Source organism: Acidovorax sp. SUPP2825, from assembly GCF_030158995.1.
Classification (GTDB): domain Bacteria; phylum Pseudomonadota; class Gammaproteobacteria; order Burkholderiales; family Burkholderiaceae_C; genus Paracidovorax.
Genome location: NZ_BQXK01000001.1, coordinates 1 through 17,453 on the forward strand (window position 1 = coordinate 1; position 17,453 = coordinate 17,453).

The window sequence follows — 17,453 nt, forward strand, 5'->3', positions numbered from 1 at the left end:
TCTTGTGTTGGCGCGAGGCCTCAGCGAACAGGTCGAACTTCAGGGCGCTACGGGGAGTGATCATGGCAAAGGATGGAGCACGCGTTCTCGATCAACAAGGGACCGGATGGGTTTTGAGAGGTTCCCTACTGATACAAGTGTTATGTTGTGCAAATCTTATATTGAGAAATAGATTTGCTTCTGCTTTCGGTTTGGCTTATATGGCGGAAGCTCTGGCTGCCATCGACCATGGGCTTTTTGCAACAGAACCTATGAATGGTTCTACATTCTTATGGCCGCGGCATCAGAAAAATTTTGCTATGCCAGAATGTCTTGATAGTATTGCGAATGTTTCGCATTGCATGCATAACTTTCTGGGAGGGAAAATGAAACGTATTTTGGCTCCGCTCGTCTTTGCTTTGCCGTTGGTTGCATTCGCTCAAACACTTCCACAGGTTACCGTGACTGCTCAGGGCTACTATAGCTTTGGCTACGATACCTACAGTTATGGCGGTGGCCAGGGAGGGGCTGTGCCCTTTGATGAATATCCTATTCTTATTGCCGGTGCTGCTTCATTTGCAGATGCGAGCAGCGTAAGGTGTAGTTCTTCTGGGTCTAGTAAAGAGGTCACTTCCCAGAGCAGCGTAACCGAGCGTTGGATTGCAGCGGAAGAGGTTTACCGCCGCCTCAAGCTCTTTGATACTTTTTGGACTCGATTTGGTATCAATAACTCGGTTGATAGAAAAGGGTATTTTGTCGTTATTTATGCTGATGGCTATAAAGAGCAGTGGGCAGTGATTTCACCGCTCTTCTCCACTGTGACTCCAGGGTCGCCCATGCCGGGCACCCTTGAGCCCGGGAGTACTCCTGCTGGCGTAGTGACGCCGCATCCGGTATGCGGATGATGCAAAAAATAGCAGTGTCCTGCGTGGTTGTTGGGATTTTCGCTATATTGGCGTGGAATCATCTGTCTTTTGGAGGGGGGGCTGCTCCAAAGATGCAAACGAATAATGGTGCCAAATCTGCGCCGCCTCCGTTCAGCGCCGGAGTGGGGGAAAATCTTGCGGATCATGAGGAGGTGTCAACTCGTCAAGTGGAAGCCCCGGCTGGCAAAGTTGTAAATAGCTTGGCGAAAAATTTCCATGAGTCAAGAAATTTAAGGAAGGTCTATCTTGATGCAATGCAAAATTTCGATAAAGGAGGCGGGCTTTATGCCTTGAATATCGTGATGCGCTGCGCGGCCACCAAAAGGGATCAGGCGCGGTTGGATTGGGTAGCAAAGTCTCGAGAGCAAGAGGCGGCAAAAATTCTGCGCGAGGAAAGGTGTTCATCCTTCATCGAGTCTGAAATTTCGCCCGAGCATATCAGGGCGATACGTCAAGCTGCCAGCCAAGGCGGCGATCCCTACATCAAGCTGATTGACTCAACTGCTGGTAAAGCGCTTGGTAATCAAGAGCGAGCCCAAATCGTTCGGAAAATCTTTGATTCCCGTGATCCGCTCCTTTTGGAGCAGTTTTCGGCGGCTCTTTTTTATGAAAATGGTGATGGAATATGGTTGAACGGCAAGTCGTATAAACAAGAAGGGGCAAATCAGATATTTACGACGGCGTGGTTGGCGGCTTCGTGCAACATCATGGAAGGCAATTGTGGTGGATCGTTCGATGCATACGCGATTGAAGGATGCGCACTGACCAATAAGTGTTTTGCGAACAGGCAGGAATTTTTTGAGAACGATGTTGAAGAGCGCTTTGGAAGGGCAGGTGTCGGATTGTATAAAGAAATATTTCCTATCATTTCTAATGCGGTAACGAATGCTGACTCTTCTGTTTTTGAAAAGAAATAAATTTTTAAAATTCTTCCGCAGAGCGATGGAGTTTAAAAAATCATTGAGACTCGTGTAAGTCAATGGTTGCGATTGCAGAGCAGATAATAATCAGATTGAAATTAAAAGGATGCGCTGAGTCATGAGCCGCATCGCCTTAATGGCATTCCTTGCCCTGCCACTGGGCGCCACAGCCAGCGAATCATTGCTCACGCGCCAAGTGGAATCCCTACCCCTGTCTGTGCAAAAGGTCGAAACCTGCGGCGCCTGGACCCAGGCGGACCGGGCAGGTTACTACCGCGTGGTCGTTGTCGATGTGCACGAAGGGGCGGGCAGCGAGATCTACGTGCAGTGGCTCACGCAGCCGACGCAGGAGCGGAGGTCGGAGTTGGTCCGGACCCTGGCGTTTCCCGAACTCAATGACGACCACAGCCAGTACGCCATTCAGGCAATGCGGTGCAGGAAGGTGGGCAGCGGAATCGAGATCGCGATCAAGGCGCAGTACGAGCACGACACGGTGGAAAAGACCCATGCCATTCGGGTCCTTGTCAAAGCAGCGGGAACCTACGCGATATCGGGCATGGCGCGCGGCAACCAACGGCGCTGAGCCTGGATGGGGTGGTGCTGCGCATCGCTCGGCGGACGATTCCCTGCCAACCGTTTCGAGCGCAGCCTCGTCATCCCCTGCGCGTGGAGCCCCGCGCCAGCAGCGCTCCTTCCAGCACCACCCGCCGTACCGTCCGTTCGGGCTCTGCCAGCCGCTGCAGCAGCAACTCGGCCGCGGTGCGCCCGATGTCGTAGGTGGGCTGCGCGATCACCGTCACGTCCATGGCCGGCAGGGCCGTCCAGTCATTGTTGTCGAAGCCGGCCAGGCCGATGTCGTTCGGCATGGACAGGCCCGCGGCCTGGATTGCGTGCACCGCGCCCAGCAGCAGCAGGCCGTTCGTGGCCAGCAAGGCGTCCGGGCGCGGCATGCCCCCGGTGCCCGCCAGCAGCGCCGTGGCGGCGGCCATGCCGGCCTCGCGCGTGGGGGCGACCCAGTGCGGATCGGGCGCCAGCCCGCGTTCGCGCAGCGCATCCGCGTACCCGGCCTGGCGCTCCTGGCCCGTGGTGCTGTGCGTTCCAGCCAGCACGGCGATGCGTCGGTAGCCGGCGTCCAGCAGGTGTTCGGTGGCCCGCCGGGCGGCCGCGCGGTTGTCCAGCACGACGCGGTCGGCGCGGGTGGTGTCGAGGGCGCGGTCCACCAGCACCATCGGAAACGGCCAGTCGGCGGGCCGCAGGCGCTTGAGGCCTTCCATGGTGGGCGAGAGGATCACGCCGCTGGCCTGCTCGTCGGCCATCAGTTCGAGGTAGGACTGCTCCTTGGCCGGGTCTTCATCGGTGTTGCACAGGATGAGCCGCAGGCCGTGGCGGTAGGCCACGTCCTCCACCGCGCGACCCACGTCGGTGAAGAACGGGCTGCGGATGTCCGAGACGATCAGCCCCACCAGCGAGGCCCGCTGCTGGCGCAGGCGCCGGGCCGCCAGGTTGGGGCGGTAGGCGAGCGCGGCGATGGCCTGCTCGACGCGCTCGCGCAGCGGCGTGCGCACGGCGGCGGGGTTCGACAGCACGCGCGATACGGTGGTGGTGGAGACGCCCGCGCGCTCCGCGACGTCCTTGATGCTGGCCAAGCGGCTTTCTCCTACAAAAGAAACCGGCGTTTTGGTATCGATTCCTGAAATCACTTTGCGATGGCCGATCTTGCCGCCAGCGGCGACCGATCGGCGCGTTGATTTTGCGCTGCCTCGCGGGGGTTGCCGTCGCATTCATTCATAGGGGATTACCCGAATTTCCATAGCAAAGGGGTTCTTCGTGGCCTTGTCCGCCCTGAAAAGCAGTTTCATAATCTCGCTCTGGAATCGATACCAAAACAAGGAGACATCGCACCATGTCCACGATCCCGGTCGAGGTCCGCCTGGGCGCCGCGCCCCACAACCGAGAAGACGCCGTGCGCGCCGCGGGCGCCCTGCTGGCTCAAGCCGGCCATGCCCAGCCCGCCTACACCGACAGCCTGCTGCAGCGCGAGAAAGTCGCCAACACCTTCCTGGGCCAGGGCCTGGCCATTCCGCACGGCATGGTCGAGGACAAGCACCTCGTGCGGCGCACCGGTCTGGCCGTGCTGCAGGTACCGGGCGGTGTGCGCTGGGGCGACGATGCCAAGCAGGCACGCCTGGTGGTGGCCATTGCCGCCGCGTCGGACGAACACATCGCGGTGCTGCGCCGCCTGACCCGCCTGATGCGCGACGACGCCCTGATGGACCGCCTGGCGACCACGCGGGATGCCGGCGAGATCGTGCGGGCGCTCACGGGCGAGGAGTCCGCAGGCGCGGCCGAGGCCGCCGGGCTGGAGGACTTTCCGCTCGGCCACGAGCTGTCGCTCAACTACCCCAACGGCTTGCATGCGCGCCCGGCGGGGCAGTGGGCACAGGCGGTCAAGCGCTTCACCGCGCGGGTGCATGTGCGCTGCGGCGACACGGTGGCCGATGCCAAGAACCTGGCTGCGCTGCTGAGCCTGGGCGCGGGGCGCGGCGCGCAGCTGCGCCTGTCGGCGCAAGGCCCCGATGCCCCGGCGGCGCTGGCCGCCCTGCGCGACACCATCGTGCGGCTGGGCGAGGAGGAAAGCCGCCAGGCCGAACTGTCCGCCGCCCGCCAGGCGCAGGCCCAAGGGCTGGGGCGCGAGCTGGGCGACTGGCAGCCCACGGCCCGCCAGACTTTCACCGGCATCGCGGCCAGCCCGGGCCTCGTGATCGGCACGCTGGTGCAGGCCGGCGCCGCGGCGCTGGAGGTGGACGACCGCTTCACCTCGGTGGCCGCCGAGGCCGCGGCATTGGACCAGGCCCTGGCCGCCGCGCTGGCGCAGTTGCAGCAACTGGCCGATGGCGCGCGCGCTGCGGGCAAGGCCGAGCAGGCGGGCATCTTCACCGCCCACGCGGGCCTGCTGCAGGATGCCGACCTGCTGCTGGCCACCAGCCGCAGCGTGGTGCAGGGCCACGGCGTGGCCTGGGCTTGGCGCCGCGCGGTGGGCGAGCGGGTGGCTGCGCAGCGTGCGCTGGCCGATGCCACGCTGGCCGCGCGCGCGGCTGATGTGCAGGACGTGGGCGAGCGCGTGCTGCGCCACCTGCTGGGCCGCGGGGACGAGCCGGAAGGCGGCGCCGCCGCCGCGTGGCCGGCCGATGCCATCTTGCTGGCGGACGACCTGTCGCCCTCGGTCACCGCGCAGATCGACACGGCCAAGGTGCGGGGCTTCTGCACCGCGCGCGGCGGCCCGACCGCCCACACGGCCATCCTGGCGCGCGCCCTGGGGCTGCCCGCCGTCGTGGCGGCCGGCCCCGGCGTGCTGGGCGCCGACGCCGCGGCCGGCACGCCCGCCATCCTGGACGGCTATCGGGGCCGGCTCTACGTGGGCCCAAGCGAGACGGCGCTGATCGAGGCGCGCGAGCGCATGCAGCGCCTGGCCCGCCGGCAGGAGGAAGAGGCCCGCACCCGCCAGCTGCCCGCCACCACCACCGACGGCCACACGGTGGAGATCGCCGCCAATGCCAACCGGGCCGACCAGGCCACGCACGCGCTGGCGGCGGGGGCCGAAGGCGTGGGCCTGATGCGCACCGAATTTCTGTTCCTGGAGCGCGACGCGGTGCCCGACGAGGACGACCAGTACGCCGTGTACCGCGCCATGGTCGAGGCCCTGGACGGTCGCCCGCTCATCGTGCGCACGCTGGACATCGGCGGCGACAAGCAGGTGCCGCACCTGGACCTGCCGGTGGAGGACAACCCCTTTCTCGGCCTGCGCGGCGCCCGCTTGTGCCTGCGCCGCGACGACCTGCTGGTGCCGCAGCTGCGGGCGCTGTACCGCGCGGCGCGGCACGGCCCGCTGTCGGTCATGTTCCCGATGATCAGCACCGTGGAAGAGGTGCACCAGCTGCGCCAGCGCATGGAGGCGGTGCGCCGCGAGCTGGACGCGCCGCAGGTGCCCGTGGGCATCATGATCGAGGTGCCCTCGGCCGCGCTGATGGCCGACCGGCTGGCGGCGCACGTGGATTTCTTTTCCATCGGCACCAACGACCTCACGCAGTACGCGCTGGCGGTGGACCGGCAGCACCCCGAGCTGGCCGGCATGGCCGACAGCCTGCACCCCTCGGTGCTGCGGCTCATCGAACGCACCATCGCCGGCGCCCGGGCCCATGGGCGCTGGGTGGGCGTGTGCGGCGGACTGGCGGGTGAGCCGCTGGGCGCGGCGCTGCTGGCCGGCCTGGGCGTGCAGGAGCTGAGCATGAGCAGCGGCGACATCGGCACCGTCAAGGCGCTGCTGCGCCGCCATTCCCTGGCCGAGCTGCAGGACCTCGCCCGCCGCGCGCTGGACGTGGACACCGCCGACGAGGTGCGCGCCCTGGGCGCCGCGCTGCGCCCGGCCGGCCCGGTGGCAGACACAGGGGATGCATCATGAGGTTTGCTATGAAAAATATAGCGATATGCCCTAGTATTGATTGCGCTGGGGCCGTTTTTGATGCGGCATGTGCCATGCCGGGAAAGGCCGCACCATGACGCCCGAAGTTCTGGCCGGCGCGGCGGCGCCTGCCCGCGTGTTCACCATCACGCTCAACCCGGCCATCGACCAGACGGTGCGCATTCCCACGCTCGTGCCCGGCGCCGTGCACCGGGCGCTGGGGCAGCAGACCGAGGCCGGCGGCAAGGGCATCGGCGTGGCGGCGGTGCTGGCGGCGCTGGGCGTGCCGGTGACCGCCAGCGGCTGGCTGGGCGCCGAGAACGACGGCGTGTTCACCACCGCCTTCGCCGCCTGCGGCATCGCTGACGCGATGGTGCGGGTGGCGGGCAGTACCCGCACCAACATCAAGCTGGCCGATGCCGGGCGGGGCGACTCGACCGACATCAACCTGCCCGGCCTGTCCCTGCCGCCCGAGGCGCTGGCGCAGGCCGAAGCCCAGTTGCTGGCCACGCTGCAGCAGCAGGTGCAGTACGGCGACTGGTGCGAGCTGGCCGGCAGCCTGCCGCCCGGCGCGGCGGCGGGCGTGTGGGAGCGGCTGGCCCGCGCCCTCGCGGCCCAGGGCGCGCACATCGTGATCGACACGGGCGGCGACGTGCTGCGGCAGCTGCTGCAGCGCCTGTCCGATCCGGCCGCTGGCCCGGCGGTGCCGGTGGCGCTCGTCAAGCCCAACCGGGCCGAGCTGGAAGAACTGGCCGGCCGCGCGCTGCCAACGCTGGCGGAGGTGGCCGAGGCCGCATCCGATTTGTGCCGGCGCTACGGCGTGCGGCAGGCGGTCGTCTCGCTCGGCGGTGACGGCGCGGTGATCGCCACGTCCCAGGGTCGCTGGCATGCCGAGGCACCGCGCGTGCCGGTGGCCACCACGGTGGGGGCGGGCGACGCGCTGGTGGCCGGCACGCTCGCCGCGCTCGCGCAGGGCGGCACCTTCCCCGGTGCGGCCGTCTTCGGCATGGCCTGCGCCGCCGCGCGCATCCAGCGCATCGCGCCCGGTCTGCCGCCGCGTGCCGAAGTGGACGCCATCGCCGCCGCCATCGCGCCGCAGCCGGTCTGACCGGCCCCGCCCCCTCAAACGAATCCGCACGGAGACCCATCCCATGGCCCACCTCATCGCCATCGCCGCCAGCCAGGCCGGTCCGGCGCACAGCTTCATGACCGGCGAGGCGCTGCGCGCCGCCGCCGAACGGCTCGGCCACCACATCGCCCTGAGCGTGCGCAGCAGCCTGGGCGCGCAGGGCGGCTGGACGGACGACGAACTCTTGCGTGCCGACGCCGTCATCATCGCGGCCGACATGGCCGTGGACCGCAGCGGCCTGCCTGCCGCACGCCTGCACGAGACCACGCCGGGGGCCGTGCTGGCCGATGCGGCCGACGTCGTGCGCGCCGCGCTGGCACGCGCGGGCGCAAGCGGTGGGGCAGTGGCGGCGCCCGGCGTGCCGTCCCCGGCTGCCGCGGCGGTGCCCGCGGTGGCCGCCGCCGACGTGGCGCGCCCCCTTCGGATCGTCGCCATCACCTCCTGCCCCACGGGCGTGGCCCACACCTTCATGGCGGCCGAAGCGCTGGAGCAGGGCGCCCAGGCGCTGGGCCACACCATCAAGGTCGAGACGCAGGGCTCGGTCGGCGCGCAGAACGCGCTCACGGCGGACGAGATCGCCCAGGCCGATCTGATCGTGATCGCCGCCGACACGCAGGTGGACCGCGCGCGCTTCGCTGGCAAGCGGCTCCATGCGACCGGCACCAAGGCCGCGATCCACGACGCGGCCGCGGTGTTCGCCCAGGCGGCGGCGCAGGCCGCCGTGTGGGGCGATGCGCCCGCAGCGGGCACGGCCGCAACGCCCGGTGCCGCGCCTGCCGGCGCCGCCGTCCGCAGCACGGAGCGCACCGGCCCCTACAAGCACCTGATGACCGGCGTGTCGTTCATGCTGCCCTTCGTGGTCGCGGGCGGGCTGCTGATCGCGCTGGCTTTCGCGCTGGGAGGCATCTACGTGTACGACGACGCGCACCAGGGCACGCTGGGCTGGACGCTGTTCCAGATCGGCGCCAAGGCCGGCTTCACGCTCATGCTGCCGGCGTTGGCGGGCTACATCGCGTTCTCCATCGCCGACCGGCCGGGCATCGCGCCGGGCATGATCGGCGGCCTGCTCGCGGGCACCGTGGGCGCGGGCTTCCTGGGCGCCATTGCCGCGGGCTTCATCGCGGGCTATGCGGTGCACTGGATGAACCGTGCCATCCGCCTGCCGCGCACGCTCGACGGGTTGAAGCCCGTGCTGCTGCTGCCGCTGCTGGGTACCTTGGTGGTCGGCGTGCTCATGATGATGGTCATCGGCAAGCCCATGGCCGGCGTGATGGCCGCGCTCACCGAATGGCTCAAGGGCCTGCAGACCGGCAGCGCCGTGCTGCTGGGCGTGATCCTCGGCGCGATGATGGCCTTCGACATGGGCGGCCCGGTCAACAAGGCGGCCTATGTGTTCTCCACCACGCTGATCGCCAGCGGCGTGGCCAACCCGATGGCCGCCACCATGGCCGCGGGCATGGTGCCGCCGCTGGGCATCGCGCTGGCGTGCTGGGTGTTCCGCAGCCGCTTCAGCGCCGAGGAGCGCGAGGCCTCCAAGGCCGTCGCCGTGCTGGGCCTGGCGTTCATCACCGAAGGCGCCATCCCGTTCGTCGCACGCGACCCCCTGCGGGTGATCCCCGCCTGCATGGCCGGTGCGGCCGTGGCGGGCGGCCTGTCGATGATGTGGAACATCGGCCTGCAGGCGCCGCACGGCGGCGTGTTCGTGCTGGCCATTCCGAACGCGGTCAACCACGTGGTGCTGTACGCGCTGGCGATCGCGGCCGGCACGGGGGTAACGGCGCTGGCGCTGGGGGTGCTCAAGCGGCGGGTGGCGGTGGCGTAGCGCCCTCGGCGCAGGGGTGGCACCGCCCGTTCTTTTTCCCTAGCCCATGGCCAGTTGCCGCCGCCCCTGTTCCTTGGCGGCATACAGCGCCGCGTCCGCGCGGGCCATGAGCTCGGCCAGGTCCTCTTCGCCACCGTGCCACAGCGCCGCGCCGGCGCTGTAGTCGATGGGAAACCCCAGGGCCTGGGCACTTTCGGCCTGCAGGCGTTCGCGCAGGCGCTGGTCGAAGCGTTGCGCCTCTTCCTGCTGCGCATGCAGCAGGAGCACGCCGAACTCCTCGCCGCCGAACCGGCACACGGTGTCGTGCGGCCCGGCCATGGACTGGGCGAGCCGGGCGAACCAGGCCAGGGCGCGGTCGCCGGCTTCGTGGCCGTAGGCGTCGTTGATGCGTTTGAAGTGGTCCAGGTCCAGCAGCAGGGCGGCCAGGGGCAGGCGCTGGCGCGCGGCGCGCTGTCGCAGGGCCTGGCCTTGCGATTCGAAGCCGCGGCGGTTGAGCAGGCCGGTGAGCGGATCCGTCATGGCCAGGGTGCGCAGTTGCTGCTCAGCCTCGTCGCGCCACGCGACCAGCACCGCCACCGTGCCCAGCACGAGGGTGACGTTGGCGGCCACGGCCGCGGCGATGTTGACGGGGTGTGGCGTGCGGAAGCTGGGGTAGGCGTCGGTGAAGGCGCCCAGCACGCCGCGCGCGGCGGTGAACGCGGCCATCGTGGCCAGGCAGCCCATGAGCAGCAGGCGCCAGCGCCGGTCCACCGAGTGCGCTGGGTGGGCCGGGTAGAGCGTGGCGCGCGCCACGGCCAGCAGCAGCGTGGCCAGCAGCAGGTTGGCCCAGCCGACGCGAAACGCGTAGTGCGAAAAGCCCAGGGTGTAGCCCAGCGGGATCGCCACCACCAGTGCCTGCACCAGGCGCCGCCCGGGCCGGGGCCCCAGCCAGATCGCCAGGGCTTCGAAGAGGGCCCATTGGGCCAGGGAATTGGCGGCCATGGACACGGTGGACAGGGTCTGGTCCCACGCGTACGAGGACGCGATGATGGCCGCCCAGGCCAAGCCCTGCAGCAGCAGGCTGGCCTGCACCCAGCGCGCGGCGGTGCCCGCGCCACGGCCCATGATCAGCGGCAGGGCCGCGGAGAGCATGCACAGGTTGGTGGCCGTGATGGCCATCAGGGTGACGAAATCCAGCCGCATCAATCCCTGGTGGCGGCGCCCACCGGGTGCGTCACTGGAAGGCCACCTCGGCGAAGCTGCGCAGCTTGCGGCTGTGCAGGCGGCTCACGCCCCCGGCCCGCAGGATGTCGATGGCGCGCATGCCGATGCGCAGATGCTGGTCCACGCGCTCGCGGTAGAAATGGTTGGCCATGCCGGGCAGCTTGATCTCGCCGTGCAGGGGCTTGTCGCTCACGCACAGCAGGGTGCCGTAGGGCACGCGGAAGCGAAAGCCGTTGGCAGCGATGGTGGCGCTCTCCATGTCCAGCGCGACGGCGCGGCTCTGGCTGAACCGGCGCTGGGGCATGTTGTCGGGCAGCAACTCCCAGTTGCGGTTGTCGGTGCTGGCCACGGTGCCGGTGCGCATGATGCGTTTCAGGTCGGCGTCCTCGATCTGCGTGACGTCGGCGACGGCCTGCTGCAGCGCCATCTGGATCTCGGCCAGCGCGGGAATGGGCACCCACAGCGGAAGCTCTTCGTCGAGCACGTGGTCTTCGCGCACATAGGCGTGGGCTAGCACGTAGTCGCCCAGCTGCTGGCTGTTGCGCAGGCCCGCGCAGTGGCCCAGCATCATCCAGGCGTGCGGGCGCAGCACGGCGATGTGGTCGGTGATGGTCTTGGCGTTGGACGGGCCCACGCCGATGTTGACCATGGTGATGCCGCTCTTGTCCGCCCGCATGAGGTGGTAGGCCGGCATCTGCGGCAGCCGCGGCGGGGCCACGCCCAACTCGTCGCCCGGCTGGGCCGGCAGGCCGGTGCGGCGGGTGACGACGTTGCCCGGTTCGATGAAGGCCACGTACTCGCTGTCCGGCTTGGCCATCTCGGCATGGCCCAGGCGCACGAACTCGTCGATGTAGAACTGGTAGTTGGTGAACAGCACGAAGTTCTGGAACCACTCGGGGGCGGTGCCGGTGTAGTGGCGCAGCCGGTGCAGCGAGTAGTCCACCCGCGGCGCGGTGAACAGCGACAGGGGCTGGGCCTCGCCCGGGCGGGGCGCCCAGGTGCCGTTGGCGATGCCGTCGTCCATGGCCTCCAGGTCGGGCAGGTCGAACACGTCGCGCATGAGCATGCGGCGCTGGGCGGTCAGCGTGCCCTCGATGTGGTCGTGCTCTGCGAACGAGAAGTGGATGGGGATGGGCTGGCTGCTGATGCCCACCTCCAGCTCGATGTTGTGGCTGTTGCGCAGCAGGCGGAACTGCTCGGCGTAGTAATTGGCGAACAGGTCGGGCCGGGTGAGGGTGGTTTCATACCGCCCCGGGCCTTCCACGAAGCCGTAGGCCAGCTGGGTGGCGGCGCGGGCCACGGTGGTGGTCTGCACCCGCACGAAGGGGTAGAAGGCCCGCACGTGGCTGGCCGGGGTCTCCCCGGCGACGAAGCGCTGCATGGCATCGCGCAGGTGCCCGATCTGCTGCTGGTAGATGCGCTGCACCTGCGACAGCGCCTCGGCGGGATCGGTATGAAGGGTGGGCTCGGTGAAGTCTGGGATCTGGGCCATGGCGCCTATTGTCCACGGGCGCGCGGGTCTGCCCGATGACGGGCCCGCTATCTTTTTTTCAGCAGCCACTCGCGCGTCTGGCGCGGGTCCATGGGCGGCGAGATCAGGTAGCCCTGCGCCAGGTGGCAGCCCAGGGTGCGCAGCAGGTCGTGCTGGGCGGCGGTTTCCACGCCTTCGGCCACGGTCTGGATCTGCAGGCTGCGGCCCATCTGGACGATGGCGGTGACGATGGCCACGTCGTCTTCGTTGGCGGGCGTGTCCGAGACGAAGGAGCGGTCGATCTTGAGCTTGTCGATCGGGTAGCGCTTGAGGTAGGCGAGCGACGAGTAGCCGGTGCCGAAGTCGTCGATGGACACGCGCACGCCCAGCGCCTTGAGCGCATCCAGCGTGCGGCGCACCTGGTCGGCCTCGTGCATGAGCACCGATTCGGTGAGCTCGATCTCCAGAAAGCGCGGTGCCAGGCCCGTCTGGCGCAGCACGCCCGCGATCTCGCCGGCCACATCGCGCTGGCGGAATTCGAGCGCCGAGAGATTGACCGCCACCGGCACCTGCGGCAGGCCCTCGTCGTGCCAGGCCCGCATCTGCCGGCAGGCCTCGACCAGCACCCAGCGGCCGATGGGCGTGATGAGCCCGCGCGCCTCGGCGAAGGCGATGAAGTCGATGGGCCCCACCAGGTCGCGCTCGGGGTGGCGCCAGCGCACCAGTGCCTCGAAGCCCACGAGCGAACCGTCGTCCAGGCGCACCTGTGGCTGGTAGTGCAGCACGAACGCGCCGTGCAGGATGGCGTCGCGCAGCAGGCGCTCGTGCTGCAGCACGCCGGTGGAGGGCGTCTCCATGCCCGGGGCGTAGGCCTGGCGGTTGGCGCGGCCGCTGTCCTTGGCCTGCTGCATGGCGGCGTCGGCCCGGCGCACCAGCTCGGCGGCGGTGTCCCCGTCGTCGGGGTACATGCTCACCCCGATGGAGACCGACACCGACAGCGGCGTGCCGTCGGCATGGAACACGGCGCACACGTCGGCCAGCAGCTGGTCGGCCACCGCCAGGGCGGAGGGCCGGTCCTGCGCGTCGCGCAGCACCACGACGAACTCGTCGCCGCCCACGCGCGCCACGATGTCCACCGGGCGCACGCCCTGCACGAGCCGGCGGGCCACCTCGCACAGCAGCATGTCGCCGGCCTCATGGCCCAGCGAGTCGTTCACCGTCTTGAAATGGTCCATGTCGATGAACAGCACGGCGGCGGCCTGCGGCGTGCGCTGCGCGGACTCGATCACGGCGGTGAGCTTCTCCATGAGCGTGGCGCGGTTGGGCAATTGCGTGAGCGCATCGTGCCGGGCCAGGAAGGCCTCGCGCTCCTGGGCCTGGCGGCGCGCGGTGATGTCGCGCAGCACCGCGATGCGGTAGTCCGAGCCCTTCCAGGGCATGGTCTTGCCGACGATCTCCACAGGTACGGCCCGGCCGTCCCGGTGCAGCACCGTGACTTCGTAGGGCTCTTCGCGTCCCTCGCGCACGTAGGCCTCGGTGACGGGGCGGAACTCTTCGCTCACGAAATCGAGCATACGCCGGCCGCGCACCTCGGCCAGGGAGTAGCCCATCAGCCGCGTGAGCGCTTCGTTGAAGTCGGTCACCAGGCCTTCGCGGTGGAAAACGATGGCCTCTTCGGTGGCCTGCGAGAACTTGCGCATGCGCTCTTCGCTCTCGCGTACCGCGCGTTCGGCCTCCCAGTGGTGGGTGATGTCGTTGATGAGCACGAAGGCGCCCATCAGCCCCAGCTTCGGGTGCAGGTGGGGAATGAGGTTGACCTCGATCATGCGGGGCGGCCCGCCCCGCACCCGCTGCTTGCGCGTGTATTGCACGCGCTCGCCCCGCAGCACCTGCTGGATCTGGGGCTGGATCGAGGCCCAGGCGCTGTCGCCGATGGCTTCCTGCACTGTCTTGCCCAGGATCGCCTCCACCGTGTGGCCGGTGGATTCGGCGTAGCCCTGATTGGCAAAAACACAACGCAGGGTGGACGATTCGAAGTAGGCGAGCAGCGCCGGAACGGAGTCGGCCAGCAGCCGCAGCAGAGAACTGCTGCAGTGGGGGTCCTGGGAAGGACCGTCCGCTCGGCTTGATGTGTCTGGCATGTCCCACCCTTGTATCTCGAAGTTTTATAGCCGATCGGGGCGCCCCTGGCGAGGGGTGCAAGCCCTTGACCACCCGGCCCCGGGATAATCCGGGGATGACTTCTTCCGTTTCCGGCGCTGGCGCCGAGTTCTCCTCCCTGGCGCTGCACCCCGCGACCCTGTCCAACCTGCAGCAGCTGGGCTACACCCGCATGACGCCGATCCAGGCCGCGAGCCTGCCCGTGGCCCTGCTGGGCCGCGACCTGATCGCCCAGGCCAGCACCGGCAGCGGCAAGACGGCGGCCTTCGCCCTGGCGCTGCTGGCCAACCTCAATGCGCGCCGCTTCGCGGTGCAGGCCCTGGTGCTGTGCCCCACGCGCGAGCTGGCCGACCAGGTGGCCACCGAGGTGCGGCGCCTGGCCCGCGCGCAGGAGAACATCAAGGTGGTCACCCTGTGCGGCGGCGTGCCGCTGCGCGGGCAGATCGCCAGCCTGGAGCACGGCGCGCACATCGTGGTGGGCACGCCCGGGCGGGTGATGGACCACCTGGAGCGCGCCACGCTCGATCTGCAGGCGCTCAACACCCTGGTGCTCGACGAGGCCGACCGCATGCTGGACATGGGCTTCTTCGACGACATCGCCAAGGTCGCGCGCCAGTGCCCGGCCGAGCGCCAGACGCTGCTGTTTTCCGCCACGTACCCCGAAGGCATCGAGCGCCTGGCGCGCCAGTTCATGAAGGAGCCGCAGCGCATCACGGTGCAGGCCCAGCATGGTTCGGCCAAGATCGCGCAGCGCTGGTACGAGGTGAAGGAAAGCGAGCGCCTGCACGCCGTGTCGCAGCTGCTGAACCACTTCCGGCCCGAATCGGCCATCGCCTTTTGCAACACCAAGCAGCAGTGCCGCGACCTGGTGGGCGTGCTGCAGGCGCAGGGCTTTCACGCGCTGGCCCTCTATGGCGAGCTGGAGCAGCGCGAGCGCGACCAGGTGCTGGTGCAGTTCGCCAACCGCAGCTGCTCGGTGCTGGTGGCCACCGACGTGGCCGCGCGCGGCCTGGACATCGCCCAGTTGCAGGCGGTGATCAACGTCGACGTGACCCCCGATCCCGAGATCCATGTGCACCGCATCGGCCGCACCGGCCGCGCGGACGCCGAAGGCCTCGCCTTGAGCCTGGCCAGCCTGCCCGAGATGGGCAGCGTGGGCAAGATCGAGCAGCTGCAGGGCCGCGAGTCGGAATGGCACCCGCTGTCCGAGCTGACCGCCGCTCCCGGCGGGCCATTGCTGCCGCCCATGGCCACCATCCAGATCATCGGCGGGCGCAAGGAAAAGATCCGCGCGGGCGACGTGCTGGGCGCGCTCACCGGCGAGATGGGCTTTGCGCGCGAGCAGGTGGGCAAGATCAACGTGAACGATTTCTCCACCTACGTGGCCGTGGAGCGGGGCATCGCCCAGGACGTGGTGCGGCGCCTGGCGGCCGGCCGGGTCAAGGGCAAGCTCGTGAAGGCGCGGCTGGTGGATGGCACCTGACGGCCTTTGAGGGCCCCTGAGGGGCCCTGAGGGGCCCTGGCGGTGGCGGGGCCGGCGCCCCCGGGTTTGTCCCGATCGCGCCGCCTGTGCCCTGTTTTAGACTGCAAGTCATCTAGAGGAGTAGATCAATTGCCGTCGCCCGCATCCCCTTCCGCCGTGGCGGAGCACCCCGGTCTCGCCCGCTATGCCGCGCTGGCGGCCGCGCTGCGGCACCGCGTCGTCCGGGGCGAATGGCTGCCCGGCACGGCCCTGCCGGCCGAGCAGGCGCTGGCCGCCGAGCATGGCGTGGCGCTGGGCACGCTGCGGCGCGCGCTGGAGCTGCTGGTGGAGCAGGGCCTGATCGAGCGCATCCACGGCAAGGGCACCTTCGTGCGCAGCGGCATCGCCGGCGCGTCGATGCTGCGGTTCTTTCGTTTCGGAGAGGGCGCGGCGGGGCAGGAGCCCGCTTCGCGCATCCTGTCGCGCCAGGCCATGGCGGCCCCGGCCGAGGCGGCCCGCGCGCTGGGCCTGGCACCGGGCGAGCCGGTGCTGCGCCTGCACCGCCTGCGGCTGATCGACGGCGAACCCTGCCTGCTGGAGCACATCTGGCTGCCGCTGGACCGCTTCGGCGCGCTGGCGGAGGACGACACCGCCGCCTGGCCGCCGTTGCTCTATCCCTTCTACGCCAGCCGCTGCGGCGTGCACGTGCAGCGGGCGGTGGACGACATCGGCTTCGGCGTGCTGTCCGCGCCCCAGGCGCGCAGCCTGGGGCTCGCGGCGGGGCACCCGTGCGCCGTGGTCACCCGCCGTGCCATGGACCTGGCCGGCCGCTGCGTCGAATGGCGCGTCACGCGCGGCGATGCCCACGCCTTTCACTACACCGTCACCCTGACCTGAACCGAACCTGGAGACCCGCATGCCTTCCATCGCATCCCCCGCCACCGGTGGCGCCCGCCGCCGCTGGATCCTCGGTGCCGCCGGCGCCGCCCTGGCCGCGCCCTGGGTGGCCGGCCGCGCGCAGGGCATCGGCGGCAAGCCCGTGACGCTGGTGGTCTCCTACCCCGCCGGCGGCGGCGCGGACCTGATGGCGCGCATCATCGCGCCGCGGCTGGGCGAAGCGCTGGGCCAGAACGTGGTGGTGGACAACAAACCCGGCGCCAGCGGCCAGATCGCCGGCGCCTACGTGGCGCGTGCCACGCCGGACGGCAGCACGCTGCTGCTGGACGCCTCGTCCTTCGCGGTCAACCCCGCGCTCTATCCCAAGATGGCCTACGACACCGACAAGGCCTTCACGCCGCTGGCCGTGCTCGCCACCTTTCCCAACGTGCTGGTGTGCTCCGCGGGGTTCCAGGCGCGCAGCGTGCAGGACGTGATCGCGCTGGCCCGCGCCAAGCCGGGCGAAGTGGCCTATGCGTCGTCCGGCAACGGCTCGGCGCAGCACCTGGCGGGAGCGCTGTTCGAGGAGCGCGCCGGGGTGCGGCTGTCGCACATTCCCTACCGGGGCGGCGGCCCCGCGATGAACGATGTCATGGCGGGGCAGGTGCCGCTCTTTTTCGCCAACGTGGCCTCGGCGCTGGGCCACATCCGCTCCGGCAAGCTGCGCGCGCTGGCCGTGACGGCCGCGCTGCGGGCCCGTTCGCTGCCGGAGGTGCCCACCATGACCGAAGCGGGCGTGCGCAAGTACGAGGTGCTGGAGTGGAACCCGGTGCTCGCCCCCGCCGGTTTGCCAGCCGCCACGCGCACGCGCCTGGTCGATGGCATCCGCAAGGCGCTGGGCGATGCCGAGGTGCTGGCGCGCATCCGCGCGCTGGGCGGCGATGTGTTCGCCGATGCATCGCAGGCCTCCGCCGGGGCCTTCATCCGGGCCCAGCAGGGGCAGTGGGCCCAGGTGGTGCGCGACCGCAACATCTCGGTCGGCTGAA

13 protein-coding genes are annotated in these 17,453 nt (G+C 69.0%); 9 read left to right on the plus strand and 4 right to left on the minus strand.

Annotated elements, in window-relative coordinates:
- From AVAK2825_RS00005 to AVAK2825_RS00015, 3 genes are all read left to right on the plus strand, one after another.
- On the plus strand, positions 1-884 hold an 884-nt coding region (locus AVAK2825_RS00005; RefSeq protein ID WP_284392889.1), incomplete at its 5' end, for a hypothetical protein.
- Complete coding sequence (locus AVAK2825_RS00010; RefSeq protein ID WP_284392893.1) at positions 875-1,822, plus strand: hypothetical protein; 948 nt, start codon at positions 875-877, stop codon at positions 1,820-1,822. The genes AVAK2825_RS00005 and AVAK2825_RS00010, both read left to right, overlap by 10 nt.
- A 121-nt stretch (positions 1,823-1,943) precedes the next feature.
- Positions 1,944-2,408: a hypothetical protein gene (locus AVAK2825_RS00015; RefSeq protein WP_284392895.1), complete on the plus strand. Its 465-nt coding sequence runs from the start codon at positions 1,944-1,946 to the stop codon at positions 2,406-2,408.
- 70 nt (positions 2,409-2,478) lie between these two features.
- On the opposite strand, the gene AVAK2825_RS00020 is transcribed toward AVAK2825_RS00015, so the two are convergent.
- A complete protein-coding gene (locus tag AVAK2825_RS00020; RefSeq protein WP_284392897.1) occupies positions 2,479-3,471 on the minus strand; it encodes a LacI family DNA-binding transcriptional regulator in 993 nt (330 codons plus the stop codon).
- 257 nt (positions 3,472-3,728) lie between these two features.
- Between AVAK2825_RS00020 and ptsP the strand changes: the two genes are divergently transcribed.
- The 3 genes from ptsP (at position 3,729) to AVAK2825_RS00035 (ending at position 9,235) form a co-directional block, all read left to right on the plus strand.
- Complete coding sequence (gene ptsP / locus AVAK2825_RS00025; protein WP_284392903.1) at positions 3,729-6,284, plus strand: phosphoenolpyruvate--protein phosphotransferase; 2,556 nt, start codon at positions 3,729-3,731, stop codon at positions 6,282-6,284.
- 94 nt (positions 6,285-6,378) lie between these two features.
- Complete coding sequence (locus AVAK2825_RS00030; RefSeq protein ID WP_284392905.1) at positions 6,379-7,392, plus strand: 1-phosphofructokinase family hexose kinase; 1,014 nt, start codon at positions 6,379-6,381, stop codon at positions 7,390-7,392.
- Positions 7,393-7,435: 43 nt separating this feature from the next.
- Positions 7,436-9,235 (plus strand): fructose-specific PTS transporter subunit EIIC, encoded by a 1,800-nt coding sequence (locus AVAK2825_RS00035; RefSeq protein WP_284392906.1) that lies wholly within the window; start codon positions 7,436-7,438, stop codon positions 9,233-9,235.
- A gap of 39 nt (positions 9,236-9,274) precedes the next feature.
- Here AVAK2825_RS00035 and AVAK2825_RS00040 read toward each other — a convergent pair whose 3' ends face one another.
- From AVAK2825_RS00040 to AVAK2825_RS00050, 3 genes are read right to left on the minus strand one after another with little or no spacing between them, the layout of a single operon-like run.
- Positions 9,275-10,417 (minus strand): GGDEF domain-containing protein, encoded by a 1,143-nt coding sequence (locus AVAK2825_RS00040; protein WP_284392907.1) that lies wholly within the window; start codon positions 10,415-10,417, stop codon positions 9,275-9,277.
- 31 nt (positions 10,418-10,448) lie between these two features.
- Positions 10,449-11,930, minus strand: a complete 1,482-nt coding sequence (locus AVAK2825_RS00045; protein WP_284392916.1) for an AMP nucleosidase — start codon at positions 11,928-11,930, stop codon at positions 10,449-10,451.
- 47 nt (positions 11,931-11,977) lie between these two features.
- Positions 11,978-14,050 (minus strand): putative bifunctional diguanylate cyclase/phosphodiesterase, encoded by a 2,073-nt coding sequence (locus AVAK2825_RS00050; RefSeq protein WP_284392918.1) that lies wholly within the window; start codon positions 14,048-14,050, stop codon positions 11,978-11,980.
- A 95-nt stretch (positions 14,051-14,145) separates the two neighbouring features.
- On the opposite strand from AVAK2825_RS00050, the gene dbpA reads away from it, so the two are divergent.
- The 3 genes from dbpA (at position 14,146) to AVAK2825_RS00065 (ending at position 17,452) form a co-directional block, all read left to right on the plus strand.
- The gene (gene dbpA, locus AVAK2825_RS00055; RefSeq protein ID WP_284392920.1) at positions 14,146-15,552 is read left to right on the plus strand and encodes an ATP-dependent RNA helicase DbpA; all 1,407 of its coding nucleotides are present in this window, start codon (positions 14,146-14,148) and stop codon (positions 15,550-15,552) included.
- A 129-nt stretch (positions 15,553-15,681) separates the two neighbouring features.
- The gene (locus AVAK2825_RS00060) at positions 15,682-16,428 is read left to right on the plus strand and encodes a GntR family transcriptional regulator (protein WP_284392922.1); all 747 of its coding nucleotides are present in this window, start codon (positions 15,682-15,684) and stop codon (positions 16,426-16,428) included.
- 19 nt (positions 16,429-16,447) lie between these two features.
- Complete coding sequence (locus tag AVAK2825_RS00065) at positions 16,448-17,452, plus strand: tripartite tricarboxylate transporter substrate binding protein (RefSeq protein ID WP_272567133.1); 1,005 nt, start codon at positions 16,448-16,450, stop codon at positions 17,450-17,452.
- Position 17,453 lies beyond the last annotated feature (1 nt).